Here is a 24,087-nt window from a genome sequence, read left to right as displayed (position 1 = left end):
GAGCTGCGCGAGGGACCCCGGTGCTCAGCCCTGTGTCGGCGCGGGCGACTTCCCCGCCAGTACGTCCTGAAGGCGCTTGGTGCCCGCTTCGACCGCCTGCTCGGTGGAGTCGTGCTCGGTGCCGTCGAGGCCGCCGTTGGTGAGGGAGAGGGCGCTGTCGCCGACCCGCACGGTGGCGAAGTCGAGCGTCAGGGTCTCGGGGTCGCCCTCCAGCTCACCCTTCATCGTCACCCTGAGTCCCTGCCGGGCGTCCCCCACATCGGGCAGATCCGTCGAGATGACCTGGACCGTCTGCCGGTCGCCCTTGCCGTTGACGGCCGTGAACTCGTCGCACGCGTCCGGCAGCGTCTTCAGCCACTTCAGCTTGTCGTCCAGCGCCGTCTTCCCGTACGTGCCGACCTCGTAGCGCATCTGGGCGTCGTTGTCGCTGTCGTCGAAGCCGGTGACGGCACTGGCGCCCTTCGGCTCGCCCAGCAGGTCCTCGGTGTACAGCCCGTCCAGCAGCTTCTGGCACTGGGTGGCGTTCGCCTTGTCGGTGATGAAGTCCGCCGGGTCGACCGTGCTCTTGAGCAGCGCGTCGTGCCAGGTCGCCACGCCCTTCGACTCGCTCCACTGCGACCCCAGGTCGGAGTTGGTGATCAGCGCGGAGTGGGCCTCGTCCTTGGTGAGCGTGCGGACGGCTGAGGGGGAGGGCGACGCGGCGCGGGGCTCCTCGGCGACGGGTGAGGCGGAGACGGGGGACGCGGAGGCGTCCGTACGGCCGGAGCCGCTGCCGTCACCGCCGTCGTCCGAGCAGGCGGCCGTCGAGAGCAGCATCCCCGCGGTCAGGGCGGACGCGAGGAGACAGGACGGACGGTTCGTGCTCATGCGAGGGCCTCCCGAGGACGGTCCCGAGGTCGGGCTGTGTCCCCCCACGCCATCACCGGCCACGGCCTCCCACCAGCGCACCGGGCCGTCCGGGTGAGCGCGGCGCGCGGACGTCACGGCCGATGCGGGGTGCTCCCGGCCGTTACCGGACCGGGATCTGCCAAAGTGGAAAGTGATGCACGCGCCCCAGGGAAGCACCATGAGCCCCACCGACCGGTTCGACGACGACGACTACCCCGCCTACACGATGGGCCGGGCCGCCGAGCTGATCGGCGCCACCCCCGCGTTCCTGCGGGCCGTCGGGGAAGCGGGGCTGATCACGCCGCTGCGCTCCGAGGGCGGCCACCGGCGCTACTCCGCCAACCAGCTGCGTGTCGCGGCCCGCGCCCGGGATCTTGTGGGCCAGGGCACTCCCGTCGAGGCCGCCTGCCGCATCGTCACGCTGGAGGACTGTCTCGACGAGGCCCTGCGGATCAACGCGGAGCTGCGCGGGTCGACGCCGCAGGACGCCTGAGCGGGAGTCCGGGACCCTCCTGGACCGATTCTCCGCCCGGCTCGGGGATATCTGCTTCGGCCGATACAGAATTTGGTGCGCGGGTCCGCGAGGTTTTGTTATTCCCCACGCCGGGGTGAGATAGTGCGCCCCCTTCGAGGCTCGCAGCGTGCTAGTGTCGATTTCAGTTGCAGTTGTGGTTCCCAAAGTTTTTCCGGTGCATTCCGGTTGGGGCAATCATTGCGGCGACGCAGGTCCACACAGTGTGGACCTTCGAGCTTTGCCCCGAAGGAGATTTGACATGGCTACTGGCACCGTGAAGTGGTTCAACGCGGAAAAGGGCTTCGGCTTCATCGAGCAGGACGGCGGCGGCGCCGACGTCTTCGCCCACTACTCGAACATCGCCACCTCTGGCTTCCGTGAGCTCCAGGAAGGCCAGAAGGTGACCTTCGACGTCACGCAGGGCCAGAAGGGCCCGCAGGCGGAGAACATCGTCCCCGCCTAGTCCGGGACACCGGGTGGCCGGGGTTCGCACCGCAAGGTGTGGACCCCGGCCATCTGTTTTTACGGTCATTGAGTATGTGATGAACTTTTCGGCGCCCCATGCCCACTTTCCGTGGCGCCAAACTCAGCTCTTCGGTTCGACCGCACCGAATCGAGCGATCCCCGCCGACGGCGATGCGTGACGGTCGTCGTCGAGGGCGGTGCCCTGCGGATGCCGATGCGGATCCCGATGCGGATGCAGATGCGCATGCGGATGCCGATGTCATGTCGCTGTCGATGGTGATGGACCGTGTCGACCGTGAGGTGGCCGCCCACCCGCCCACCCGCCCGGACTGCGACTACGGCATGCGGTGACGGCGATGGTGTGAGCCCGCTACACCGCGAGGACCGCGCGGACGGTCTTGCCGCCGAGGCTCGTGCTGACGACCTCCAGGCTGTGCGCGAGCTGCTGGACCATCGCCAGGCCCCGGCCGCTCTCCGATTCCGCGTCCAGGACGCCGACCTGCGGCCGTCCGGGACTGTCGTCGCGGACCTCGACCGTCACCTGACCGTGCCCCAGTTGCAGGCGCAGTCTGCAGCCGCTGCGGCCGTGTCGTACGGCGTTGGCGACGAGCTCGGAGGCGATCAGCGTGGCGTCGTCCACCTGGTCGGCGGTCGGCGACGCGAGCCGTGGTCGTGGTCGGGTCAGAAACGCCGTGGTCAGTTTGCGGGCCCTGCCCGCCGAGACGGCCGTACGCGGCAGCGTGTACTCCACGCGGGCGGTCGGCCGGACGGTGCGCTGGTGCGCACGCATGACTGACACCTCTCTTCCCCCTCCAGGACAACCAGCACCCGGCCGACGGCTCCGTCCCCGTCGACAGGGACCCCGCGCGAGTCGGTGCGCGGCCGGTCCTGCCCTCGGGTGATGCCCCTCCCGGGCGATCCGCAACCAACGACCTACGTCACAAAGCCGCCACACGTCCGCGCGTGGCCCCTTCAGCGCCCCGAGTCCAGCAGGTGGAAGTCGTCGTAGTCGAACCCGGGCGCCACCACACAACTGACCAGAACCTCCTGGTCGCCGGCCGGTCGGGCGGCCTGCCAGATGCCGCCGGGGACGAGGGCCTGGGGGCGTTCCCCGGCCTCGACACGGGGACCGAGACGGACGACTTCCGGGGTGGACTGGGGGGAGTTCCCGTCGCCGCCGAGCAGCACGTCGAGGGCACCGCCGCGGTGCCACAGCCAGAGTTCGTCGGAGCGGACGGTGTGCCAGGCGGAGGTGTCGCCCGGGGCAAGGAGGAAGTAGATGGCGGAGGCGGCGGCGCGGGGGCCGGGGTAGCCGTCGGGGTGGAAGGCCTGCGGCGCGGTCCAGGTCTCGACGAACCAGCCGCCTTCCGGGTGGGGTTGCATGTTCAGGGCTGCGGCCAGTTCCGGAATCCCGGTGTCAGAAGAAGTCACCCCCTGCCTGTACCACGCGAGTTGGAAGGGGTTCAAGCAACACCCGGTGGACACCCGGGTGAGTCTGGAAAGGTGTCGGTCATGGTGACCCTTCACAGAAAGCTGCTCGGTCTGCTTCCCCGCCTCGGGGTGCGGGTGCTGGATCTCGGAGCGGGTGCCGCGGTGGTCTACCGGCGCGGTGTGCGCAGACGCGTCGCGCTCGGCCAGGGCGCGGATCTGGTGCTCAGCGGACGGACCGCGGCCTTCCGGCATGTGCCGCTCGGTGACACCGGCGCCCGGCTGCTGCTCGACGAGAAGGGGACGGCGGCCGACGAACGCAAGTTCCAGCTGGCCGCCGCGGCCTATCTCTGCGGCCAGCACGTCACCGCCCTCCTCGACCGGTACGCGGTGAACTGCGTCTTCGACGTGGGTGCCAACTCCGGCCAGTACGGGCGCCAGTTGCGCCGCTTCGGCTACACCGGCCGGATCGTCTCCTTCGAGCCGACCACGGACGCCTTCGCCAAGCTCCGGCAGGCGGCCGAGGGTGACCCCGAGTGGCAGGTGCACCAGGTCGGTCTCGGCCGGGAGGACGCCACCCGGTCGATCCATGTCGGCTGGAACAGCATGAACTCCCTTCTCCCGCCCAGTGATTACGGCAAGGGGCGCTACAAGCGCTTCGCCAGGACCCGTACCGAGGAGATCGAGGTCCGCCGTCTCGACGGGATGATGGACAAGGCGCTCGCCGGGATCACCGACCCCCGCCCCTATCTGAAGATGGACACCCAGGGCTACGACCTGGAGGTGTTCGCGGGCGCCGGAGACCGGGTCGCGGAGTTCGTCGGGATGCAGTCGGAGGTCGCGACACTGCGGCTGTACGAGGGCAGCCCCCGGATGAGCGAGGCCGTCGCGGTGTACGAGGAGAACGGGTTCGAGATCTCCGGCATGTACCCGGTGACGCGGGAGCCGGCGACCGGGCGGGTGGTGGAGTTCGACTGCGTGATGGTCCGCGCGGCGGCCGTCCCGCCCGGCTCGTCCTGGGAGTAGTTCCGGGGGCCTGCGGTCCGGGGGTGCCATGGTCCGGGGTCCCGTGGTCCGTCGGCCTGGGTCTGGAGGTCCGTCGGTCCGCCGGTGCCGCGGACCGGACAGGGGCTAGGCCGGATAGGCGTGTGTCTGGGTGGCCTTCACCGTCGCCCAGACGCCAGCGCCCGGACGCAGGTCGAGTTCCGCCGCGGCGACCGTCGTCAGGTCGGCGGCGAGCGGGAGTTCGCCGGTGAGGTCCGCGCGGATCTGGTCGCCGTGGGTCTCCAGACCGCCCACGCGGCACTGCCACAGGTTGCGGGCGCTGGAACCGGTGGGGCGGTCGCGGTGGAGCGTGACGGCGCTCGGCGGGAACGCCACGAAGACGGGTCCGTCGAGCTGCTCGGTCGTGGTGATCGCCGGGCCCGCCTCCAGCCGCACGGTGTGGCCCTCGGCCTCGCCCCGGTAGAGGTTGAGGCCGACCAGCTGGGCGATGTAGTCGGTGCGCGGGCGGCGGGCGATGTCCGAGGGGCTGCCCTCCTGGACGATCCGGCCGTGCTCGACGACCACGAGCCGGTCGGCCAGCACCATGGCGTCCAGCGGGTCGTGCGTCACGAGGACGGCGACGGCCTCGAAGTCGGCCAGGTGGTGCCGGAGCTGGGCGCGCACGTCCAGCCGGGTACGGGCGTCCAGCGCGGCGAGCGGTTCGTCGAGCAGCAGCAGCCGGGGGTGGGTGGCGAGGGCGCGGGCGACGGCGACCCGTTGCGCCTGACCGCCGGACAGCCGGCGCGGTTTGGCCCCGGCGTGCTCGGCGAGGCCCATGCGCTCCAGCCACGTGGCGGCCTGCGCCCGCGCCTCGGCCTTGGGCACGCCCTGACAGCGCGGCCCGAAGGCGACGTTGTCGAGCGCGGAGAGGTGCGGGAAGAGCAGGTAGTCCTGGAAGACGACGCCGACGGGGCGGGACTCGGGCGGCGTGCCGTCCAGCGAGGCGCCGTCCAGCCGCAGTCGGCCGCCCTCGGACAGGGGGGTGAGCCCGGCCAGCGCCCGCAGCGCGGTGGTCTTGCCCGCGCCGTTCGGCCCGAGCAGCGCGACGACGTCACCGGGGGCGGCGGAAAGCTCGATGTCGAGGTGGAACGAGCCGCGCCGGACGACGAGACGGGCGTCCAGGCCCTTGTCGGACGGTGCTGCCGTGGCCGCCGGGGTCGCGTCCGCCGTCACGCGATCACCTCACCCTCGTCGCCGGTCACCCTCGTCCGCACTTCCGTCACCCTCGTCCGGACCTCCGTCACCCTCGTCCGGACCTCCGTCATGATCGTATGGCTGTCCGTCATGAGACCGCCGTCATCCAGCGGTCCCGCAGACCCGCGAGCACCGCGATCGACACCGCAAGCAGCACGAGGCTCAGGGCGATCGCGGCGGCGGGGTCGCTCTGCAGGGCCAGGTAGACGGCGAGCGGCATGGTCTGGGTACGGCCCGGGAAGTTGCCCGCGAAGGTGATCGTCGCGCCGAACTCGCCGAGCGCGCGGGCCCAGGCCAGCACGGAACCGGCGGCGATGCCCGGCGCGATGAGGGGCAGGGTGACCCGGCGGAACGCCGTGAAACGGGAGGCGCCGAGGGTCATGGCGGCCTCCTCGTAGCGCGGGTCGGCGGCCCGCAGGGTGCCTTCCACGCTGATCACCAGGAAGGGCATCGCCACGAAGGCCTCGGCCACGACCACCCCGGCCGTGGTGAAGGGCAGCGTGATCCCGAACCACGCGTCGAGCAACTGCCCGACGACGCCGTTGCGGCCGAGGGCCAGCAGCAGCGCCACACCGCCCACCACCGGAGGCAGGACGAGCGGCAGCGTGACCAGCGCCCGGACGAGCCCGCGTCCGGGGAAGTCGGTTCGCGCCAGCAGCCAGGCGAGCGGCACACCGAGCACCAGGCTCACCGCGGTGGCCGCCGTGGCCGAGAACAGGGACAGCTGGAGGGCCTGCCAGACCTCGGGCTTGGTCAGCTGTTCCGGCAGGCTGCGCCAGGGCGCCCGGACGAGCAGCGCGACCAGCGGGAGGAGCAGGAAGACGAGCCCGACGAGGGCCGGCAGCAGGAGGGGAAGCGGCGCCCCGCCCCGCATCCGGCCACCCGTCCGGCCCCGCGTCCGGTCGCGTCCGCGCCGCGGCCCACCCGTCAGGGTGTCGGCCGGGGCGTCGGACTTGTCGAGCGAGGTCACGGGATCACTCATGGCTTCAGGAGACGGGATTCGGGGCGTCGGCTTCAAGGGCCGGCCGCTCACGAGGCGGGTGCCGGCCCGTGGGCGCCGGAACCGGCTGCCGGGCGCCTGACGTCAGGAGCCCGGCAGTCAGGAGCCGGATGTCAGGTGCCGGATGTCAGGTGCCGGATGTCAGGAGGCGGATGTCAGGAGGCGGGCTGGAGGAACCCGGCCGCCGTCAGCACCTTCTGGCCTTCCGGGGACTGCACCAGCGCGATGAACGCCTTGGCCGCGGCCGCGTTGGGCGCGTCCTTGAGCAGGGCGATCGGGTAGTCGTTGATGGCGTCGGCCGACTCGGGGAACTCCACGCCCTCCACCCTGTCACCCGCGGCCTTCACATCGGTCTTGTACACGACCGCCGCGTCGGCCTCCTTCAGCTCCACCTTGGTCAGGGCGCTCTTGACGTCCTGCTCGTAGGAGACGGGGGTGAGCTTCAGCTCGCTCGCGTCCAGGGCCTTCTGCGCGGCGGCGCCGCACGGCACCGTCTTGTCGCACAGGACGACCTTGAGGCCGGACTTGGTGAGGTCCTTCAGGGAGGCGATCTTGTCCGGGTTGCCGGGCAGGGTGGCGATCTCCAGCTGGTTGCGCACGAACGTGGCGGGCGCGGTCGCCGCGTCGTTCCTGTCGGTCACGATCGCCATCGTCCTGGGGCTGGCAGCGGCGAACACGTCCGCCGGGGCGCCGCCCGTGATGCTCGCGGCGAGGGTGTCACTGCCGCCGAAGTTGAAGGTGACCTTGGTGCCGGGGTGGGCCTTCTCGAAGTCCTGGCCGAGTGTCGTGAAGCTCTCCTTGAGGGAGGCGGCGGCGAAGACGGTCACCGTGCCGGAGAGCTTCGCCGAGGACGACGACTTCGGCGTGCCCGAGGAGTCGGACGTGTCGTCGGAGGAGGAGCAGGCGCTCAGGGCCAGCAGCGCGGCGGCACCGACGCCGGCCACCCGCAGGGTCCGGGTGGTGCGGCGGGTCCGGCGCGCGGATCGGGTCATCACGGATCTACTCCCTCGGAAACTCTGAAGCCCGCTGAAGCCTCCGTCGTGCTCTTCAGTCATGGGCTCTCGTCCTGCGTACGCCGATCATACTTCCGCATATGCAAGCCGAAAGTCCCCTGTGGTATCGCATGAGCTGTGCGTACAGGCTGGGGATGTCCGCATGTGCGTTTGTACGGGACCGTCCGCTGGGTACGGTCTTCCGGGAGGTGCTGCCCAGTGAGCCAGTCCCTGACACAGCCGACGCCACCGGCTCCCCCGCTCGCGGAGCTAGCCCTGACCGGCGACCTCGCCCGGCCGGCCCGGCTGACCGTGCCCGACCTGTTCGCCTGGCCGCAGCGCCGGGTCCGGGTCAGCTTCGAGTGCGCCACCAGCGGCGTACGGCACCACGGTTTCCAGGGCCCGCTGCTGCACGACGTGCTGCGGGACGCCGGGCCCCGGTTCGATCCGGCCCGCCGCAAGGACCGGCTGCGCTTCCTCATCGCGGTGGCGGGCGCGGACGGCCATCACGCCCTGCTCACCTGGGCCGAGATCGACCCCGACTTCGCGGACGCTCCGGTGCTGCTCGCGGTCGGCATCGACGGCACCCCGCTGGACCGGGCGGGCCCGCAGCTGGTCCTCCCGCAGGACCGGTGCGGGGCCCGGCACATCAGCGGCATCAACGTCATCCGGGTGGACGGCCGTTACCCGTCCTGGTCCGCCGAAGGCCCCGGTTGACCCTCCGCGCCGCCCCGGCGAGTGTCCGCCCGGTGGCGTGGGGTGCGGGGCCGGCCGGTGCGGGGCGTGCGACGGGCCGTGACAGGGCGCCCGGTGTCTGCGAGCCTGGCCCGCCGACGGGAGGTGGCGCGTGCTGCTGCGTCAGTTGGAGTATCTGGTCGCACTCGCCCGGGAGCGGCACTTCGCGCGGGCAGCGGCGGCCTGCTTCGTCTCGCAGCCGTCGCTGTCCGCCGCGATCCGCCGCCTCGAACACGAGCTGGACGTGCCGATCGTGCGGCGCGGCAGACGGTACGAGGGGCTGACCCGAGAACTCGGCCTGCGCCGCTTCCTGGAGGAGCGCGGCCACACCCTCGTCGTGACCTCCGACAAGGACGGCGCCGGATCGGTCTTCGACCGTGAGCTGCCGGACGCGGACGTCGTGATCTCGCAGCCGTTCTGGCCCGCGTACCTCACCCCCGAGCGCATCGCCGCCGCCAGGAACCTGAAACTGGCGGTCACCGCCGGCATCGGCTCCGACCACGTCGACCTGGACGCGGCCATCGAGCACGGTGTGACCGTCGCCGAGGTGACGTACTGCAACAGCATCAGCGTCGCCGAACACGTGGTGATGACGACGCTCTCGCTCGTCCGCAACTACCTGCCCTCGCACCAGGTGGTGCTCGACGGAGGCTGGGACATCGCGGACTGCGTGGCCCGTTCGTACGACCTGGAGGGGATGCACGTCGGCAAGGTCGCCGCCGGACGGATCGGTCTCGCGGTGCTGCGGCGGCTCGCGCCCTTCGACGTGAAGCTCCACTACACGGACCGGCACCGGCTGCCGGAGGCCGTCGAGCGGGAGCTCGGGCTCACCTTCCACCCGACCGCCGCCGACATGGCCCCGCACTGCGACGTCGTCACCGTCAACGCGCCGCTGCACCCCGAGACCGAGGGCCCGTTCGGTGACGAACTGCTCGCCACGATGAAGCGCGGGGCGTACCTCATCAACACGGCCCGGGCCCGGATCGTGGACCGGGACGCGGTCGAACGCGCCCTGGTCAGCGGGCAGTTGGCAGGGTACGCGGGTGACGTCTGGTATCCGCAGCCGGCGCCCGCCGACCACCCCTGGCGCACCATGCCGCACCACGGGATGACCCCGCACATCTCCGGTTCCTCGCTCTCCGCGCAGGCCCGCTACGCGGCGGGCACCCGGGAGATCCTGGAGTGCTGGCTGGACGGCACCCCGATCCGCGACGAGTACCTGATCGTCGACGGGGGCGCGCTGGCGGGGACGGGAGCCCACTCGTACTCGACGACGGTCTCCTGACCTCGGCCGGGCGACGGTCTCCTGACCCCGGCCGGGCGACGGTCTCCCGAACCCGGCCGTTCCTCAGGTGCGGTCGATGTGCACGTTGGTCGACTTGACCCTGGCCGTGGCCTCCACGCCGACCTCCAGGCCCAGTTCCTCGACGGCCTCCCGGGTCAGCAGGGAGACCAGCCGGTGGGGTCCCGCCTGGATCTCCACCTGGGCCGCGACATCGCCGAGCTTGACGGCGGTGACGATGCCGGGGAAGGCGTTGCGGACGGACGTGGAGGAGGTGACGCCCTCCTCGCCGCCGGTTCCGGCCAGCTCCACCGAGAACGCGGCGAGATCGCGCCCGTCGATGAGCCGCCGTCCGCCCTCGTCCCGGTGTGTGGCCACCCGCCCGGCGTCCGCCCAGCGCCGGGCGGTGTCGGGGCTCACCCCGAGGAGCCGGGCGGCCTGGCCGATGGTGTAGGACTGCATACGCGCGACGATAGGCAGGCGGTCCTCGCACCTGCAAGCCGAACCCCGGGAGGGCGCCGGCCGCCCCGGGCAGGGCGAAGGCCCCCCGGACCGTCGCCGCCGTCAGTCGAGTCCCGGCCGCCCCGTGTCGCCGCCCGACCCCTGAACCGCCACGAGCGCCACGGCACTTGCCGCCACGACGCCGCCGGTCGCCCTGATCCTGCTCCGCTTGCTCATGGGGTCCTCCCCGTCCGCCATCCGGTCGTACGGGGACGCGGCAGACGCCGCATCCGTTCAGCGGGAACCTCACGGCCGATCCGCCCCTCCTACCAGTCGTACGCCCCCGGACGGCTCGGAGAGGAGCCTTCGTTGGCCCGTCAGCTGTCCCGCCGCAGATTCATCGTCCACACACTGGCCGCGTCCACCCTGACCGTCGCCGCGCCGCTCGGCTGCGACGCCTCCCCCGCGGAGGGCGCCGAGCCCACCGCGGAACCCTCCGACGTCCTGGTGACCGGCACCGACGACGAGATGCTGGTCCTGGAGGTCACCACGGCCAACAAGGTCGTCGTCCGGCTGCCGAGGGTCGAGGTCGGCCAGGGCATCACCACCGCGGTCGCCATGATGATCGCCGAGGAGCTGGACGCCCGGCTCGCCGATGTCGAGATCCCGCTCGCCGAGGCCCGGAGGCGCGGCAACCAGTTCACCGGCGGCTCGAACTCGGTCGGTTCGCTGTACGGGCCCGCCCGCGCGCTGGCCGCCACCGCGCGCGCCAAGCTGGTGACCGCCGCCTCCCGGCGCTGGCACCTGCCCCCGAAGACGCTGCGCACGCGGGACACCATGGTCGTCGCGCCCGACGGCCGTACCGCCACGTTCGGATCGCTGACCGCGGCTGCCGCCCGGATTCACCGGCCCGCCGTGTCCACCGACCCCAAGCCGGCCTCCCGGCACCGGGTGATCGGGCGGTCGACCTCCCGGATCGACGCGCGGGACATCGTGACCGGCAGGGCGAAGTACACCGGCGACCTGGCGGTGGCCGGGGCGAAGCCGACCGTGGTGGCCAGGCCGCCGACGCTCGGCGGGAAGGTCCGCTCGCTCGACGACCGGGCGGCCCGCGCGCTGCCCGGCGTCCACGCCGTCGTCAGGATCGAGGGAGGTGTCGCCGTCGTGGCGGACACCTTCCACCACGCCTTCAAGGCCCGGGACGCCCTGCGGATCACCTGGTCGCCGGGCCCGCTCGCGGCCCTGTCCGACGCGGCGGTACGAGCCCGGCTGCGGGCCGCGGTCCCGCCGCTCGGCACTCCGCCGCTCGGCACCCTCCAGGTGGGCGGCGAGTTCGAGTTCGCGTTCGTCGGGCACGCCCCGATGGAGGTGCTGACCGCGGTCGCGGACGTACGGGCGCACAGTGCCGAGATCTGGTTCTCCTCCCAGACTCCGATGGACGCGCGCGACACGATCGCCTCGGTGACCGGGCTGCCCGCCTCGAAGGTCCGGGTCCATGTCCTGCGCGGCGGAGGGTCGTTCGGGCGGCGGCTCACCTATGACGCCGCCGTCGAGGCGGCCCTCGTCTCCAAGGCGGCCCGCCGTCCGGTGAAGCTGATGTGGAGCCGTAACGACGACCTGCGGCACGGCCGGATGCGCCCGGCCAGTCACCACCGCATCCGGGCCAGCCACGCGGGCGGCCGGGTGGTGGCGTTCACGCACATGACGGCGTCGGTGAGCGAGTCGTACGACAAGCCGGGCGTCACCGCGCAGGGCGGTGTCACCACCACGGGCGCCCGGGCCGGCGGCCCGCTGCCCAGCGACAGCGGGCTCTACAACTTCGGCCGTGTCTCCGGCGATTCGGGATCGGTGGGCCTCGCCATGCCGCTCGGCGCCTGGCGTTCCGTGGACTCCGGGACCATGCGCACCGCGGAGGAGATCGTCGTCGACGACATCGCCCGGAGCCTCGGCCGGGACCCGGTGGCGTTCCGGCGGACCACACTGCGCGGCAAGGCGGTCAGGGCCGTGCTCGACCGGGCGGCTGACGCCGGACACTGGGGCCGGACCATGCCGGACGGGCACGCGCAGGGCGTGGCCGTGCACGAGGAGTACGGCTCCTGCGTGGCCTGCCTGGTCGAGATCGACGCCGTCGACCCGAGGAACCCGCGGGTCACCAAGGTCGTGATGGCCGCCGACGTCGGAACGGCCGTCAATCCGCGCGGACTCGAGGCCCAGCTCATGGGCACCGCGATCGACGGCATCTCCACCGTGCTCACGGCCGGCCTGCACCTCGACGCGGGCGCCGTCCGCGAGGGCAGCTTCGCCGACTTCCACTGGGCCCGTCAGCGGCACGCCCCGCTGCACTTCGAGGCGCACATCATGCCCTCCGGAGGAGACCCCGGAGGGGCCGGTGAACTCGGTGTCCCCGCGGCGGCCGGCGCGGTGGCCAACGCCTACGCCCGCGCGACGGGGACCCGCCCCCGCCGCTTCCCGATCAACTTCTGAGATCTCCTTCCGACCCTCCGACCGCTCCGCCCCTTCTTCCGAGACCTCCGTCCGACCCCCCTCCGAGACCCGTTAGAGGTGCAGGTACCGATGCCGCTCCGGAGAGAGTGCTGATGCCGTCCTACTCCTTCGTCCTCAACGGGAAGCAGGTCACCGTGGAGGCACCGGCGGACATGCCCCTGCTGTGGGTGCTGCGCGACCTGCTGGACGTGACCGGGCCCAAGTACGGCTGCGGTGTCGGTGTCTGCCGGGCCTGCACCAGCCATCTGGACGGCGCGGAGATCCAGCCCTGTGTCGTCCCGGTCGCGGACTGCGTGAACCGCGAGGTCACCACCATCGAGGGCCTCGCCGACGGCGACCGTCTGCACCCCGTCCAGCAGGCCTGGCTCGACTGCGACGTCTCCCAGTGCGGCTTCTGCCAGCCCGGCCAGATCATGGCCGCCGCGGCCCTGCTCAAGAAGACGGCGGACCCCACGGACGCGGACATCGACCGCATCGAGAACGTGTGCCGCTGCGGCACGTACTCCCGTATCCGCGAGGCGATCAAAAAGGCGTCCGCGCAAGGCGGTTGAGGGAGTCGCGCGCAGACCGGAGGGCGGGATCACGGCCGTACGGCGGCGGCCGTGATCCCGTGCGGAGGGGTCGTGCCGGGGTCAGCGGCCACGGCTCCCGGCGGCCGCGTAGGCGCGCAGGAAGAGCGCCTCGACCTGCGCCATGTGCTCGATCTCGGTCGGGTCGACGCTCTCGTTGGGCGCGTGGATGAGGCAGCGGGGTTCCTCCACGCCCATGAGGACGATCTCGGCGCGAGGGTAGGTCTCGGCGAGGACGTTGCACAGCGGGATGGAGCCGCCCTGGCCGAGGAAGGCCATGGGCTTGCCGTAGACCTCGTTCATCGCGCGGCCGAGGGCGCTGTAGGCGGGGCCGTCGGTGGCCGCCCGGAAGGGGGCGCCGGCGCTCTCGTCCTCGACGGTGACCCGCGCTCCCCAGGGCGCGGCCCCGGTGAGGTGCCGCGTGAGGGCCGCGCGGGCCGCCACCGGGTTCGTGCCGGGCGGGACGCGCAGGCTCACCCGGGCCCGTGCGGTTGCCGGGACGGCGGCGGCGGAGCCGACCACGGGAGGGCAGTCGATGCCGAGGACGGTGACGGCGGGGCGGGCCCACAGCCGGTCGGCGACCGTGCCGGTTCCGGTGAGCCGGACGCCGTCCAGCACCCCGGCGTCCGCGCGGAACTGCTCCTCGTCGTAGCCGACCCCCTCCCAACCGCCTTCGCAGTCCAGGTCGTTGATACGGGTGGCGCCGGTGGCCGGGTCGCGCAGGGTGGCGAGCAGCTGGATCAGCGCGGCGAGCGCGTCCGGGGCGGGACCGCCGAACATGCCCGAGTGCACCTCTCCGGCCAGCGTGTCGACGGTGACGACGACATTGGCGAGGCCGCGCAGGGTGATGGTGGCGGTGCCCGTGCCGACCTCCGCGTTGCCGGTGTCGCACACCAGCAGCGCGTCGGCCAGGAACTGCTCCGGGTGCTGGGCCACGTACTGCTCCAGACCGCCCGTGCCCTGCTCCTCCGACCCCTCGGCGACGAACTTCAGGCCGACCGGGATGTCGTCGCCGAGCGCCCGCAGGGCGGTCAGGTGCATCACGATGTTGCCCTTGCAGTCCGCCGTGCCGCGCCCGTACCAGCGGCCGTCGCGCTCGGTGAGGGTGAAGGGCGGGGTGGTCCAGGCGGTGTCGTCCAGCGGCGGCTGCACGTCGTAGTGGCAGTAGAGCAGGACGGTGGGGGCGCCGGGCGGCGGCGGGCGGTGGCCGATGACGGCGTGGCTCCCGTCGGGCGTCTCGGCGAGGTGGACGTCGTGCAGCCCCGCCTCGGTGAAGGCGTCGGCCACCCACTGTGCGGCCCGGTGGCATTCCCCGGGCGGGTACTGGCGCGGGTCGGCCACGGACGGGATGGCGACCAGCTCGGCCAGGTCCGTCTTGGCGCGCCCCATCAACGCGGTGACCTTCGCGGCGAGTTCGGACACGGTCACCGCCTCACCGTGTCGTCGGTCTTCAGGTCGTCGAGCTTGTCCTGGATCTTGTCCAGCTTCTCCGGGCAGTAGATCTTCAGGATCGTGGCCTCCGCCTTGAGTGCCCTGCCGTCGCCGATGACGGGCCGCTGGCCGACGAAAGCGGCACCGTTCGACACGTTGATCTTCCACAGGGCCGACTTGAGGGCGCTGGCGGGGTCGTCGCAGACCATGCCGCCGTCGGTGCCCAGGAGGCCCGCGATCAGCTCGGTGTCGGGGCGGGGAAGGCCGGCCGCCTCGGCGGCGTCGGCGAGTTCGTTGGCCTTGCTCACGGCCTTGCTGTTCGCCGTGATGGTCGCGTAGCGCACGATTCCGATCACGACGAACGTGAGCAGCACGACGATCGCGCCGATGTAGATCCACTTGTGCTCGGATGCGAACCGGGTGGGACTCATGCGCCCGCCTCCTCCTCGCGCGCGGCTTCCGTCTGCCAGCTGGGCTTGCGGAACTTCAGGAACGCCCACGGGATCAGCAGGCCGAGGATGCCCAGACCGCTGCCGATGATGACGACGTACACCAGCACGCTGCCGCCGCCGAACTGCGAGGGCGGCACGAAACCGATGACCATGGCCGCGGCCGAGGCCAGCAGACCGACGACGCACAGCACGTTGAGGGCGGGGACGCGGTAGCCGCGCGGGTGGTCGGGCTGGTTCTTCCGTAGCCGCATCGCCGCGACGAACATCAGCAGGTAGACGATGAGATACACCTGCGTGGTGATCGTCGAGAAGATCCAGTACACGTTGGAGACGTTCGGGATGAACGCGTAGCCCAGCGCGATCACGGTGGTCACGACACCCTGGGTCACGAGGATGTTCTGCTGGACGCCGAACCGGTTCAACTGCTGCAGGAACGGCGGCAGATAGCCCTCGCTGCGGGAGATCTCCAGCAGACCCTTGGACGGTCCGGCGAGCCAGGTCAGCATGCCGGCCAGGGAGGCGGAGATCAGCATGACCGCCGCGATCGGCGTCATCCAGCCGATGTCGAAGTACGAGAAGAACGCGTCGAACGCCTGCATGACACCGGCGGTGAGGCTGGTCTGGTTGGCGGGCACCACCCAGCTGATGGCCAGCGCGGGCAGGATGAAGATCAGCAGGACCAGGCCCATGGCCAGGAACATCGACTTCGGGTACTCCTTCGCCGGGTCCTTCAGCGACGACACATGGACGGCGTTCATCTCCATGCCGGAGTACGAGAGGAAGTTGTTGACGATCAGCACGAGGCTGGCCAGACCCGTCCACTGGGGCAGCAGGTGGCTCGCCGTCATGGGCGCGGCCGAGGGGTTGCCCTGGGCCAGGAAGACCATGCCGAGCACGCGTCAGCCAGGTGAGTCTCGGCGCCGCCGGGATCACGGCCGGCGCGGTGCGTGCCGCCGGCCGTGGGGCGTCCGCGGGCATGTCCATCGAGCTCATCGGACCCCTCCCTGTTCATGGGTCGAAAGCGATGAGCCAAGCCTTCGGGCGGGTGAGCGTCGACGCGCGGCGGGGGAGCCGTCCGGGTGAGCCGTGGGTGGTGCGGCGGGTGAGCGACCCTCGTCCGGCCGGTGGGCGCCGAGCGCTGAAGTGTCCGGGAGGGAGCGCCGAGGAAGCCGGACCGCTACGCGGTCATGATCACGCCCTTGATAGCCTCCCCCTCCCGTCACCCGAACGCATGTACGCCCGGGGGCGGTTCCGTATCGCTGACGCGCGACGAAGAGGCGTGAATGAACCCTGGCAGACGAACCGGCGCCGTGGCAGCGCTCGTGGGGGCCCTGGCGCTCTCCGCGCTGACGGCCCCGCAGGCACAGGCCGCGAGCACCGGCATCACCGTGTCGAACGTGGTCGTCAACAAGGGCCTGCCGATCGTGGTGGGCACCTCCGACGAGAAGGAGCCGCCGGTCACCTTCGACCTCACCCTGCCGTCCGGCTACACGGTGGAGGGCCCACTGAGCTGGGCGGCCGACCCCTTCCTCTACCACGGCACCACCGCGGCGGCGGGCGCCGACGGCGGGGGTCTCTACATGGGGAGTTACACGTGTTTCGAGGCGGCCGACGCGCACAAGGCGCACTGCGAGGGCGAGCTCTACATCGACCCGCGCTACGACCTCGACTCCAACGGTGATGCCACGACCTGGAAGATCGGGCTGGCGTTGAAGCTGTTCAAGTCCAACGACCAGCTGAAGGCCGAGGAGTACAGGACGGCGCCCGGCACCGTCTCGGTCAGGCGCTGGGCGAAGGCCACGGTGAACGCCTCCCCGGAGCCGGTGGCCAAGGGGAAGACGATCACGGTCACGGGCAGCCTCACGCGGGCGGACTGGGTGAAGCACAAGTACGTCGGCTACGCCGGAGTGTCGGCGAAGCTCCAGTTCCGTCCGAAGGGCGGCTCCACGTACTCCACCGTGAAGACGGTGACGTCCGGTTCCACCGGAGCGCTGAAGACCACCGTCACGGCGAGCACCGACGGCTACTGGCGCTGGTCCTTCGGCGGTACGTCCACGACGGGCACGGCCACCTCGGCCCTCGACTTCGTCGACGTGAGCTGACGATCGGCGGTGGGCCGGCCCGGAGCACCCGGGGCCGGCCCCACGCTCACCAGCCCGTCAGCAGAAGGTGGTTGAGGAGCAGGGCCGGGACGGCCTGGGCGACGAGCCAGGCGCGCGGCCGGGGAAGGAACGCCGCCGCCGGGAGCATCCACAGCGCGAACGGCAGCCAGATGCGTTCGGTCTCCGCCTTGCTCATGCCGGAGAGATCGGCGACGAGCAGGGCGAGCAGGGCCGCGATCACGAGGACCGCGAGCCGGGGGGCGGGCATCCGGTCCTCCGGTACGGTCCTCCGGTCCTCCGGTGCGGTCTTCCGGTCCTCCGGTGCGGTCTTCCGGTCCTCCGGTACGGGAGTCGACCGGACCCGTACCGGCGCCGCCGCCATCCGCAGGGCCGCCGCCCCCGCCCTCCGCAGCCCCGCCACGGTCGCCGGCCCCACGATCAGCACCGTGCAGGCGAGATTCGCCCACACCCAGTAGCCGTACGGCCGGATGCCGCCCGCCCCTTCGTAGTAGCGGGTGACCAACAGGCGATACGCATCCCACCAGTTGAAGCCGAGAAGAGTGAACACCATTGGTACGACGGTGAGTCCGGCCAGCGTGTACGGGAGCGGGCGGAGCCGGGGGCGGCAGCCGAGCAGCAGCACCGCGCAGCCGATCACGGCGATCAGGGTCAGCCCGTACGAGAGGTACGCGGTGAGGCCGAGGAGGAGCCCGGAGGCGAGGCCGGTCGTCCGCGGCCGGTGTCCCGTGACCGCGAGGGCGAGCAGGGCGAGGGCCCAGGCGGCGACCGCCGCGAAGTAGCCGTCCGCGGAGGTGCCCATCCACACGGCCGCCGGGGCGAGGACGAGGAAGGGCGCGGCGCGTCGGGCCAGGGCCTCCCCGGCGAGGACGCGCACGGTGACGAGCACCGCCACCGCCGCCGTGGCCCCGACGGTGACGCACCAGACGCCCGCCCAGGCTCCGCCGCCCAGTCCGATCCGGTCGAGGAGGACGAAGGTGAGGGTGGCCGCCGGCGGATGTCCGGCGATGTGCGGGGGCCAGTGGTCGGGGGAGTGCAGCAGGATGTGGTGGGTGAAGTCCCGCAGGGCGGCCGGGATGTCATGGAAGCGGTCGACCGGGGAGATGACCCGGAGATACTCGTAGCGCGTGGTGAGACGCCGGGCCACGCCTCGTTCCCAGCCGTCGATCAGCGCGAGCGAGAACGTCCACACCGTCGCCGTGCCCCACACGGCGGGCAGCAGCCGTCGCCAGGACAGCCGGGCGGCGAGGAGCGGCCCGTACGCCACGACGGCGACGGCCACGGCGACCGCGGCCGCGGTGCCGGGCCCGACATGCGGCCCCCAGTGCCCGTACAGCGGCGCGGCGCCGACGAACAGCGTGCCGTCCCGGTGCTCGATGACATGGCCGACGACCGCCGCCGTCAGGACGAGCAGCGCGGCGGCCAGGGCCGCGGACAGGTCGCGGCGGATGTCCGGGCGCCGGTCGCCCAGCAGCGCGCGGGAAAGGTCCGGGGAACGGGCCTGGGAGCGGGCTCGGGAAAGGACCTTCGACAGGGTCCGGGAGGAAGCCCCTGGAAGGCCCTGGGAAGGAGCCCGGGAGGAAGTCCCTGGTGGGCCCTGGGAAGGAGCCCGGGACGGAGCCCGGGGAGAGTCTCTGGGGTGCTCGCGAGGCAGATCGCGGGGGAGGTCGCGGTTCACCCCTCGCACGCTAGGCCGGGCGGCTCGGGCAGGAGCCGCCACTGAGGTGGACGTCAGAGTTTCGTCATGGTTTGAGAACCCGTTCGGAGGGTGCCCCCGGCCTACGGTCGGGGCATGCCACGGTCTCCCTCGTCACCCGCGTTCTGGCGCAGCCCGCTGCGCGGCCCCTGGTTCACCTCCGTGCTCGGCGTCGTGCTGCTCGTCGGGATCACGGTGCTGTTCGTGACCGGGCTCCTGTCGTACGCCGCCTACAACCCGGACCTCTCGCCGGTGAACGACAAGACCCCCGACAAGGGGATTCTCGGGTTCTACCTCTTCTCCTGGCCCACCGATCCGCCCTGGCTGTACCGCCTCACCCAGGGTGTCCACGTCACGCTCGGACTCGCGCTGATCCCCGTCCTGCTGGCGAAGCTGTGGTCGGTCGTGCCGAAACTGTTCGCGCTGCCGCCGGCCCGCTCGCTCGCGCACGCCCTCGAACGGCTCTCGCTGCTGCTGCTGGTGGGGGGCGCCCTCTTCGAGTTCACCACCGGCGTGCTCAACATCCAGCTCGACTACATCTTCCCCGGCTCCTTCTACACGCTGCACTTCTACGGAGCCTGGGTGTTCATCGCGGCGTTCGTGACGCACGCGGTCCTGCGGGTGCCGACGGCCCTGCGCAACCTGCGCCATCTGCGCGGTACGGGCCCGCGGCCGGGTGAGGCGAGCCCGCTGCCCGGCGAGGGGGAACCGGCCCGGCCGGAGGACGAGTTGGTGTCTCCGGACCCGCTGCCGCCCACCGTCTCGCGGCGCGGGGCCCTCGGATTCGTCGGAGGCGGATCCCTGCTCCTGGCCGCCACCTCGGCGGGCCGGAGCTTCGACGGGCCGCTGCGGGAGACGGCGCTGCTGACCCCGCACGGCGGCGCCGAACCGGGCTCCGGCCCCACCGGCTTCCAGATCAACAAGACGGCCGCCTCACGCGGCATCACCGCCACGGAGACGAGCGACGAGGCCTGGCGCCTGGTCGTCACGGGGAAGGGGCGGACGGTCCGGCTGAGCCGCACCGAACTGCGCCGACTGCCGCTTCACAGCTCGGCGTTGCCCATCGCCTGCGTCGAGGGCTGGTCGACGTCCGACCAGTGGTGGCGGGGCGTACGGCTGCGGGACCTGGCGGGGCTCGTCGGATACGAGGAGGACGCGGCCCCCGACGTGCTCGTCGAGTCGTTGCAGCGGCACGGGGCGTTCCGGATGGCCGCCCTGCGCGACAACCAGGTGCGTGATCCGCGTTCCCTGCTCGCCCTGTTCGTCAACGGCGAGGCCCTGACCCCCGATCACGGCTACCCGGCGCGGGTCATCGTCCCCGCCGCGCCCGGCGTGCTGAACACCAAATGGGTGGCCCGGATGACGTTCGGAGACCTGTGATGCGACGACCTGGACGGCGAAACCGGACCGGGACGCGGCGGCCGGCGTCCCGGCGGCCCCTCGGCCGGGACCTGATCGGCAGCCCCTTCCAACTCCTCCTGCTGGCGTGCACGTTCGCGCTCGCGGCCTACGCGGGGGTGCGGCTGCTCGCGGACGACTGGTTCGGGGTGGCGCTCTGGTTCGTGGGCGCGGCGGTGCTGCACGACCTGGTGCTGGTGCCGCTGTACGCCGGCGCGGACCGGGCTGTCGCGGTGTCGCTGGACGCGGCCGGCCACCGGGACCGGACGGTCTACGTCCGCGTGCCGGCCGCCCTCTCAGGCCTCCTGCTGCTGGTGTGGTTCCCGCTGATCAGCGGACAGGTGGCCGACCACTATCGGTCGGCCACCGCCCTGCCCGGCGACACGTTCCTGGCCCGCTGGCTGCTGATCACGGCGGTGCTGTTCGCCGGGTCCGCGCTGGTGCTCCTGCTGCGGTCCCTCCGGGCGTCCCGCCCCGGGCCGTTGCGCAGGGCCACGAAGGAACGTCCGCCCGCCGCCCACTGAGCGTCCGCGCGCCATCCGGCGCGCGCCGCGTGCCGGAGCAGGGCCGGGGTGCCGAGCCGGGCCCACGGGAAGGCGGCCCGGTCGGCCGACGGGCGCTGGGCGTCGGCCTCGTGGTCGGCCTCGGCCGCGCTGTCGTCGGTGTGCGCGGCGCGGACGATACGGACGTCGACGCGCTCGTCGACGTCCGCGCCCGCGACGGTCTCGGCGATCAGCAGACCGCCCGGGGCGAGGAGCTGGGCCGTGCGGCGGAGCAGGGCGGCCGGGTCGCCGCCGATGCCGATGTTGCCGTCGACGAGGAGGGCGGTGCCCCAGCGGCCCTCACCGGGGAGCGGCTCGAAGACCGACCGGTGCAGCGCCTGCCCGCCGAGTCGCAGGGTGCGGGCGACGGCGGCCTCACTGACGTCGACGCCGAGTGCGGGCCGTCCTCGCGCGGCGAGTTCCGCCACCAGCCGTCCCGGTCCGCATCCCACGTCGAGCACGGCGCCCTCGCAGTACGCGAGCACCTGGAGGTCCACCGCGTCGGCGTGTGCGCACCAGCGCTCCACCTCCAGGGGGAGCAGCCAGCCGTCGGTCCGCCGCAGAAACAGCGGCCCCCGCCCGGTGCCCAGCGCGTCGGCGTAGGGATCGGCGCACCAGGACCGGGCACCGCCCCCGGTCGGCGCGGTCGTCCCGGGTGTGCCGTTCATCGCCCGCCACCCCGCCGCCCGGCGACCGGGCCGGTGCCGGGTCCGGCGGCCTGCGCGGCGTCGAGCCCGGCGGCCTGCGCGGCCTGCACGGCGTCGAGTCCGGCGGTGAATCCGGAGGTCTGCCCGGCCGTCGGTCTCGGGGTGGGTCCCGCGGTTCCTCCGGGGACCTGCCCCGGGACGGGCCCGGGCGCTTCGCCCTCGGACGGCCGGGGAGCTCGGACGGCCCTCGGTCCCGCCGTCGCCCCGAGCCGTCCCAGCTCCGCCGCGAAGAACCCCTCGGGCGCGGTCGCCGCGACCGCCGTCGCGTCCGCGGCCGTGTCGACGTCCCGCAGACGGGGCAGATCCCGTACCCGCAGCCCGGCCCCGACGAGGCGCTCCCGCTGCACGGCACCCGTCGTGGGTGTGGACATCGGGACGCCCCGCGGCAGCTCCGGGTCGGGTTCGGCGAGGCCCAGAGCCCAGAAGCCGCCGTCCTCGGCCGGTCCGAAGTACGCGTCGCAGTCCGCGAAGTCCACCGTGAGGAGGGCGGGCGTCACCTGGGGCGTGTCCATGCCGATGAGCAGCGCGGGCCCGTCGCAGCCCGCGAACGCCGCGGCCAGCCGCTCGTCCAGCGTGCCGGCGCACTGTCGTACGACGTCGAAGCCCGCCGGAAGCCAGGGGCCGGGCGCCCCGTCGAGCACGAGGACCCGGCGCCGCGCGGGCGTCGCCGCCACCGTGCGCAGGGTGTCCACGAGGGCCGCCTCGGCGAGCGTCGCCGCCTCTCGGGGAGTGAACGGCGGCGTGAGCCGGGTCTTCACCCGCCCCGGCCGCGGTTCCTTGGCGATGACGAGCAGGGTGACGCTCACTGGACGGTTCCTCCTCGGGACGGTGCGGGTGCGGGTGCCGGTGGCGGTGGCGGGACCTGGGCCGGGGTCTGGGCTGCCGCCGGGACTTGGGTCTGGGGTGTGGCCCGGTCCTGGGGCTGGGTCGCGGTCCCGTCCCGGTCCCGGTCCTGGGGCGGGGCCGGGGTCCGGGCCTGTGCTCCGGAGGGCGTGGGCGGCTCGGCCAGGACGCGGCGCATGTCCCGTACCGCCTGCCAGGTGCCGCGCCAGGTGCCGGTGACCTTGGAGACGCCGGTGCGCGGCAGATAGGGCACGTCGTGCTCGGCGACGCGCCAGCCCGCGTCGGCGGCGCGGACGACCATCTGGAGCGGATAGCCGCTGCGACGGTCGGTGAGCCCGAGGCCGACCAGCGCCTCGCGGCGGGCCGCGCGCAGTGGCCCGAGGTCGTGCAGGCGCAGGCCGGTGCGGCGCCGGAGCATCCGGGCCAGAGCGATGTTGCCCGCACGGGCGTGCGCGGGCCACGCGCCGGGCCCCTGCGGCCGGCGCCGGCCGAGCACGAGGTCGGCCTCGCCGGCCCGGACCTCCTCGACGAACGGCAGGAGCAGCGCCGGGTCGAGGGAGCCGTCGCAGTCGCAGAAGCAGACGATGTCCGCGGTGGCGGCGGTCAGCCCGGCGTGGCAGGCGGCGCCGAACCCGCGCCGTGCCTCGCGCACGACGGTCGCGCCGAGCCCGCGGGCCAGTTCCGCGGAGCCGTCCGTGGAGCCGTTGTCCACGACCAGCGCGCGCCAGCCGGGCGGGACCCGGGAGAGCACCCAGGGCAGGGCGCCGGCCTCGTTCAGACAGGGGAGGACCAGGTCGACGTCCGGGTCCGCTACGGGAGAGGTGGTCACGGGCTTCACCCTACGAACGCGAAAGGGATGAACCGGACTTCATGTCCTTACGAAACTCGGACGTCGGTGCCGACGAGCCGCGCCTGACCGGGCCGGGTGGGACGCTGGACGCATGCATCAGCCGCACGAATCCCCAGGTGCCGGACCTGCCCCGAGCGTGAACGGGGGGCCGGGATCCGCCGCGGGCCCACACCCGGGGGCCGCGCCGAACCCTCACCCGGGGGCTGTCGGGAGCCCTCGCGGGGAGGCCGCCGTGTTCGCTCACTCGGAGAGCACCCGGGTCCTCGTCGTGGACGACGACCCGACCGTGGCCGAGGTCGTCTCCGGGTACCTCGACCGCGCCGGGTATCTCGTCGACCGCGCCGCGGACGGCCCCGCCGCGCTCGGCCGTGCCGCCTCGCACCGGCCCGACCTGGTGGTTCTCGACCTGATGCTGCCGGGCATGGACGGCCTGGAAGTGTGCCGACGGCTGCGCGCCGACGGCCCCGTGCCGGTCATCATGCTCACCGCGCGCGGCGACGAGGACGACCGGATCCTCGGCCTGGAGGTCGGCGCCGACGACTACGTCACCAAGCCGTTCAGCCCGCGGGAACTCGTCCTGCGCGTCGAGTCCGTCCTGCGCAGGACCCGGCCCGCCGCCACCGCGCGCCCGCTCCACGCCGCCGGTCTCACCGTCGACCCGTCGGCCCGCCGTGCGACCAAGGACGGCACCGAACTCGCCCTCACCCTGCGTGAGTTCGACCTCCTCGCCTTCTTCCTCCGGCACCCCGGCCGGGCGTACGCCCGCGAGGACCTGATGCGTGAGGTGTGGGGCTGGGACTTCGGCGACCTGTCGACGGTCACCGTCCACGTACGCCGGCTGCGCGGCAAGGTCGAGGACGACCCGGCCCGACCCCGGCTGATCCAGACCGTGTGGGGAGTGGGCTATCGCTTCGACGACACGGAGGCGGCGTCCCGTCCCGCCGCGGGACCGGCCCACCCCGCGCCCGAGGAGAAGGTCCGCCCGTGAACG

Annotated in this window: 21 protein-coding genes and 3 pseudogenes; 10 read left to right on the top strand and 14 right to left on the bottom strand. The window is 72.7% G+C overall.

What is annotated here, in order from left to right:
• Window positions 1-24: 24 nt before the first annotated feature.
• A complete protein-coding gene (locus ACFWBT_RS06680) occupies window positions 25-867 on the bottom strand; it encodes a hypothetical protein (protein WP_385696744.1) in 843 nt (280 codons plus the stop codon).
• A gap of 199 nt (window positions 868-1,066) precedes the next feature.
• Between ACFWBT_RS06680 and ACFWBT_RS06675 the strand changes: the two genes are divergently transcribed.
• Together ACFWBT_RS06675 and ACFWBT_RS06670 are read left to right on the top strand one after the other, a co-directional pair.
• A complete protein-coding gene (locus tag ACFWBT_RS06675; RefSeq protein WP_385696742.1) occupies window positions 1,067-1,381 on the top strand; it encodes a MerR family transcriptional regulator in 315 nt (104 codons plus the stop codon).
• A 280-nt stretch (window positions 1,382-1,661) separates the two neighbouring features.
• Window positions 1,662-1,865, top strand: a complete 204-nt coding sequence (locus ACFWBT_RS06670; RefSeq protein ID WP_020871138.1) for a cold-shock protein — start codon at window positions 1,662-1,664, stop codon at window positions 1,863-1,865.
• Window positions 1,866-2,237: 372 nt separating this feature from the next.
• Here the strand turns inward: ACFWBT_RS06670 and ACFWBT_RS06665 are convergent, their stop codons facing one another.
• Together ACFWBT_RS06665 and ACFWBT_RS06660 are read right to left on the bottom strand one after the other, a co-directional pair.
• Window positions 2,238-2,657, bottom strand: coding sequence for an ATP-binding protein (locus ACFWBT_RS06665; RefSeq protein ID WP_356465424.1), 420 nt, complete (start codon window positions 2,655-2,657; stop codon window positions 2,238-2,240).
• A gap of 182 nt (window positions 2,658-2,839) precedes the next feature.
• Entirely contained in the window at window positions 2,840-3,298 is a 459-nt protein-coding gene (locus ACFWBT_RS06660; protein ID WP_385696740.1) for a cupin domain-containing protein, read from the bottom strand.
• Between the two features lie 81 nt (window positions 3,299-3,379).
• Here ACFWBT_RS06660 and ACFWBT_RS06655 point away from each other — a divergent pair, with 81 nt between their 5' ends.
• Complete coding sequence (locus tag ACFWBT_RS06655) at window positions 3,380-4,321, top strand: FkbM family methyltransferase (protein ID WP_385696738.1); 942 nt, start codon at window positions 3,380-3,382, stop codon at window positions 4,319-4,321.
• Between the two features lie 105 nt (window positions 4,322-4,426).
• On the opposite strand, the gene ACFWBT_RS06650 is transcribed toward ACFWBT_RS06655, so the two are convergent.
• The 3 genes from ACFWBT_RS06650 to modA form a co-directional block, all read right to left on the bottom strand.
• Complete coding sequence (locus tag ACFWBT_RS06650; protein ID WP_385696736.1) at window positions 4,427-5,512, bottom strand: ABC transporter ATP-binding protein; 1,086 nt, start codon at window positions 5,510-5,512, stop codon at window positions 4,427-4,429.
• Window positions 5,513-5,621: 109 nt separating this feature from the next.
• Window positions 5,622-6,515 carry a molybdate ABC transporter permease subunit gene (gene modB, locus ACFWBT_RS06645; RefSeq protein WP_385696734.1) on the bottom strand — a complete coding sequence of 298 codons (894 nt, stop codon included), beginning with the start codon at window positions 6,513-6,515 and terminating at the stop codon, window positions 5,622-5,624.
• Between the two features lie 173 nt (window positions 6,516-6,688).
• Window positions 6,689-7,525, bottom strand: a complete 837-nt coding sequence (gene modA, locus ACFWBT_RS06640) for a molybdate ABC transporter substrate-binding protein (RefSeq protein WP_385696731.1) — start codon at window positions 7,523-7,525, stop codon at window positions 6,689-6,691.
• 219 nt (window positions 7,526-7,744) lie between these two features.
• Here modA and ACFWBT_RS06635 point away from each other — a divergent pair, with 219 nt between their 5' ends.
• Window positions 7,745-8,242, top strand: a complete 498-nt coding sequence (locus ACFWBT_RS06635; protein ID WP_385696729.1) for a molybdopterin-dependent oxidoreductase — start codon at window positions 7,745-7,747, stop codon at window positions 8,240-8,242.
• 130 nt (window positions 8,243-8,372) lie between these two features.
• Window positions 8,373-9,545, top strand: coding sequence for an NAD-dependent formate dehydrogenase (locus ACFWBT_RS06630; protein ID WP_385696726.1), 1,173 nt, complete (start codon window positions 8,373-8,375; stop codon window positions 9,543-9,545).
• Window positions 9,546-9,608: 63 nt separating this feature from the next.
• Here ACFWBT_RS06630 and ACFWBT_RS06625 read toward each other — a convergent pair whose 3' ends face one another.
• A complete protein-coding gene (locus ACFWBT_RS06625; RefSeq protein ID WP_385696723.1) occupies window positions 9,609-10,004 on the bottom strand; it encodes a molybdopterin-binding protein in 396 nt (131 codons plus the stop codon).
• Window positions 10,005-10,382: 378 nt separating this feature from the next.
• Here ACFWBT_RS06625 and ACFWBT_RS06620 point away from each other — a divergent pair, with 378 nt between their 5' ends.
• Both ACFWBT_RS06620 and ACFWBT_RS06615 read left to right on the top strand, forming a co-directional pair.
• Window positions 10,383-12,467: a molybdopterin cofactor-binding domain-containing protein gene (locus tag ACFWBT_RS06620; RefSeq protein WP_385696785.1), complete on the top strand. Its 2,085-nt coding sequence runs from the start codon at window positions 10,383-10,385 to the stop codon at window positions 12,465-12,467.
• Window positions 12,468-12,580: 113 nt separating this feature from the next.
• Window positions 12,581-13,039 (top strand): (2Fe-2S)-binding protein, encoded by a 459-nt coding sequence (locus tag ACFWBT_RS06615; protein WP_385696720.1) that lies wholly within the window; start codon window positions 12,581-12,583, stop codon window positions 13,037-13,039.
• An 81-nt stretch (window positions 13,040-13,120) separates the two neighbouring features.
• On the opposite strand, the gene ACFWBT_RS06610 is transcribed toward ACFWBT_RS06615, so the two are convergent.
• From ACFWBT_RS06610 to ACFWBT_RS06600, 3 genes and pseudogenes are all read right to left on the bottom strand, one after another.
• On the bottom strand, window positions 13,121-14,485 hold the full coding sequence (locus ACFWBT_RS06610; protein ID WP_385696718.1) for a dipeptidase: 1,365 nt from the start codon (window positions 14,483-14,485) through the stop codon (window positions 13,121-13,123).
• Window positions 14,482-14,919: a hypothetical protein gene (locus ACFWBT_RS06605; RefSeq protein ID WP_385696715.1), complete on the bottom strand. Its 438-nt coding sequence runs from the start codon at window positions 14,917-14,919 to the stop codon at window positions 14,482-14,484. Before ACFWBT_RS06605 ends, ACFWBT_RS06610 begins: the two co-directional genes overlap by 4 nt.
• A pseudogene (locus ACFWBT_RS06600) lies at window positions 14,916-15,836 on the bottom strand (APC family permease); the annotation flags it as partial. The gene ACFWBT_RS06605 and the pseudogene ACFWBT_RS06600, both read right to left, overlap by 4 nt.
• 387 nt (window positions 15,837-16,223) lie before the next feature.
• Here ACFWBT_RS06600 and ACFWBT_RS06595 point away from each other — a divergent pair.
• A complete protein-coding gene (locus tag ACFWBT_RS06595; protein ID WP_385696712.1) occupies window positions 16,224-17,042 on the top strand; it encodes a hypothetical protein in 819 nt (272 codons plus the stop codon).
• Window positions 17,043-17,088: 46 nt separating this feature from the next.
• Here ACFWBT_RS06595 and ACFWBT_RS06590 read toward each other — a convergent pair whose 3' ends face one another.
• On the bottom strand, window positions 17,089-18,534 hold the full coding sequence (locus ACFWBT_RS06590; protein ID WP_385696783.1) for a hypothetical protein: 1,446 nt from the start codon (window positions 18,532-18,534) through the stop codon (window positions 17,089-17,091).
• A gap of 318 nt (window positions 18,535-18,852) precedes the next feature.
• Here ACFWBT_RS06590 and ACFWBT_RS06585 point away from each other — a divergent pair, with 318 nt between their 5' ends.
• Window positions 18,853-20,136: a molybdopterin-dependent oxidoreductase gene (locus ACFWBT_RS06585; protein ID WP_385696709.1), complete on the top strand. Its 1,284-nt coding sequence runs from the start codon at window positions 18,853-18,855 to the stop codon at window positions 20,134-20,136.
• A 370-nt stretch (window positions 20,137-20,506) separates the two neighbouring features.
• On the opposite strand, the gene ACFWBT_RS06580 is transcribed toward ACFWBT_RS06585, so the two are convergent.
• The 3 genes and pseudogenes from ACFWBT_RS06580 to ACFWBT_RS06570 all read right to left on the bottom strand — a co-directional run.
• Complete coding sequence (locus ACFWBT_RS06580) at window positions 20,507-21,364, bottom strand: class I SAM-dependent methyltransferase (protein WP_385696707.1); 858 nt, start codon at window positions 21,362-21,364, stop codon at window positions 20,507-20,509.
• 239 nt (window positions 21,365-21,603) lie between these two features.
• Window positions 21,604-22,209 (bottom strand): annotated as a pseudogene (locus ACFWBT_RS06575) (DUF2064 domain-containing protein); the annotation flags it as partial.
• A gap of 176 nt (window positions 22,210-22,385) precedes the next feature.
• A pseudogene (locus ACFWBT_RS06570) lies at window positions 22,386-23,084 on the bottom strand (glycosyltransferase family 2 protein); the annotation flags it as partial.
• Between the two features lie 103 nt (window positions 23,085-23,187).
• On the opposite strand from ACFWBT_RS06570, the gene ACFWBT_RS06565 reads away from it, so the two are divergent.
• Entirely contained in the window at window positions 23,188-24,084 is an 897-nt protein-coding gene (locus ACFWBT_RS06565) for a response regulator transcription factor (protein ID WP_385696705.1), read from the top strand.
• Window positions 24,085-24,087 lie beyond the last annotated feature (3 nt).

It is taken from the genome of Streptomyces sp. NPDC060027, assembly GCF_042737005.1.
Lineage (GTDB): Bacteria > Actinomycetota > Actinomycetes > Streptomycetales > Streptomycetaceae > Streptomyces.
This window is presented reverse-complemented; position numbering and strand designations above follow the sequence as displayed.

Coding starts and splice junctions, on each gene's coding strand:
- ACFWBT_RS06655 (WP_385696738.1), top strand. CDS start 3,380: ATGGTGACCCTTCACAGAAAGCTGCTCGGTCTGCTTCCCCGCCTCGGG.
- ACFWBT_RS06585 (WP_385696709.1), top strand. CDS start 18,853: ATGCCACGGTCTCCCTCGTCACCCGCGTTCTGGCGCAGCCCGCTGCGC.
- ACFWBT_RS06670 (WP_020871138.1), top strand. CDS start 1,662: ATGGCTACTGGCACCGTGAAGTGGTTCAACGCGGAAAAGGGCTTCGGC.
- ACFWBT_RS06580 (WP_385696707.1), bottom strand. CDS start 21,364: ATGAACGGCACACCCGGGACGACCGCGCCGACCGGGGGCGGTGCCCGG.
- ACFWBT_RS06625 (WP_385696723.1), bottom strand. CDS start 10,004: ATGCAGTCCTACACCATCGGCCAGGCCGCCCGGCTCCTCGGGGTGAGC.
- ACFWBT_RS06665 (WP_356465424.1), bottom strand. CDS start 2,657: ATGCGTGCGCACCAGCGCACCGTCCGGCCGACCGCCCGCGTGGAGTAC.
- modB (WP_385696734.1), bottom strand. CDS start 6,515: ATGAGTGATCCCGTGACCTCGCTCGACAAGTCCGACGCCCCGGCCGAC.
- ACFWBT_RS06615 (WP_385696720.1), top strand. CDS start 12,581: ATGCCGTCCTACTCCTTCGTCCTCAACGGGAAGCAGGTCACCGTGGAG.
- modA (WP_385696731.1), bottom strand. CDS start 7,525: ATGACCCGATCCGCGCGCCGGACCCGCCGCACCACCCGGACCCTGCGG.
- ACFWBT_RS06595 (WP_385696712.1), top strand. CDS start 16,224: ATGAACCCTGGCAGACGAACCGGCGCCGTGGCAGCGCTCGTGGGGGCC.
- ACFWBT_RS06680 (WP_385696744.1), bottom strand. CDS start 867: ATGAGCACGAACCGTCCGTCCTGTCTCCTCGCGTCCGCCCTGACCGCG.
- ACFWBT_RS06605 (WP_385696715.1), bottom strand. CDS start 14,919: ATGAGTCCCACCCGGTTCGCATCCGAGCACAAGTGGATCTACATCGGC.
- ACFWBT_RS06675 (WP_385696742.1), top strand. CDS start 1,067: ATGAGCCCCACCGACCGGTTCGACGACGACGACTACCCCGCCTACACG.
- ACFWBT_RS06565 (WP_385696705.1), top strand. CDS start 23,188: ATGCATCAGCCGCACGAATCCCCAGGTGCCGGACCTGCCCCGAGCGTG.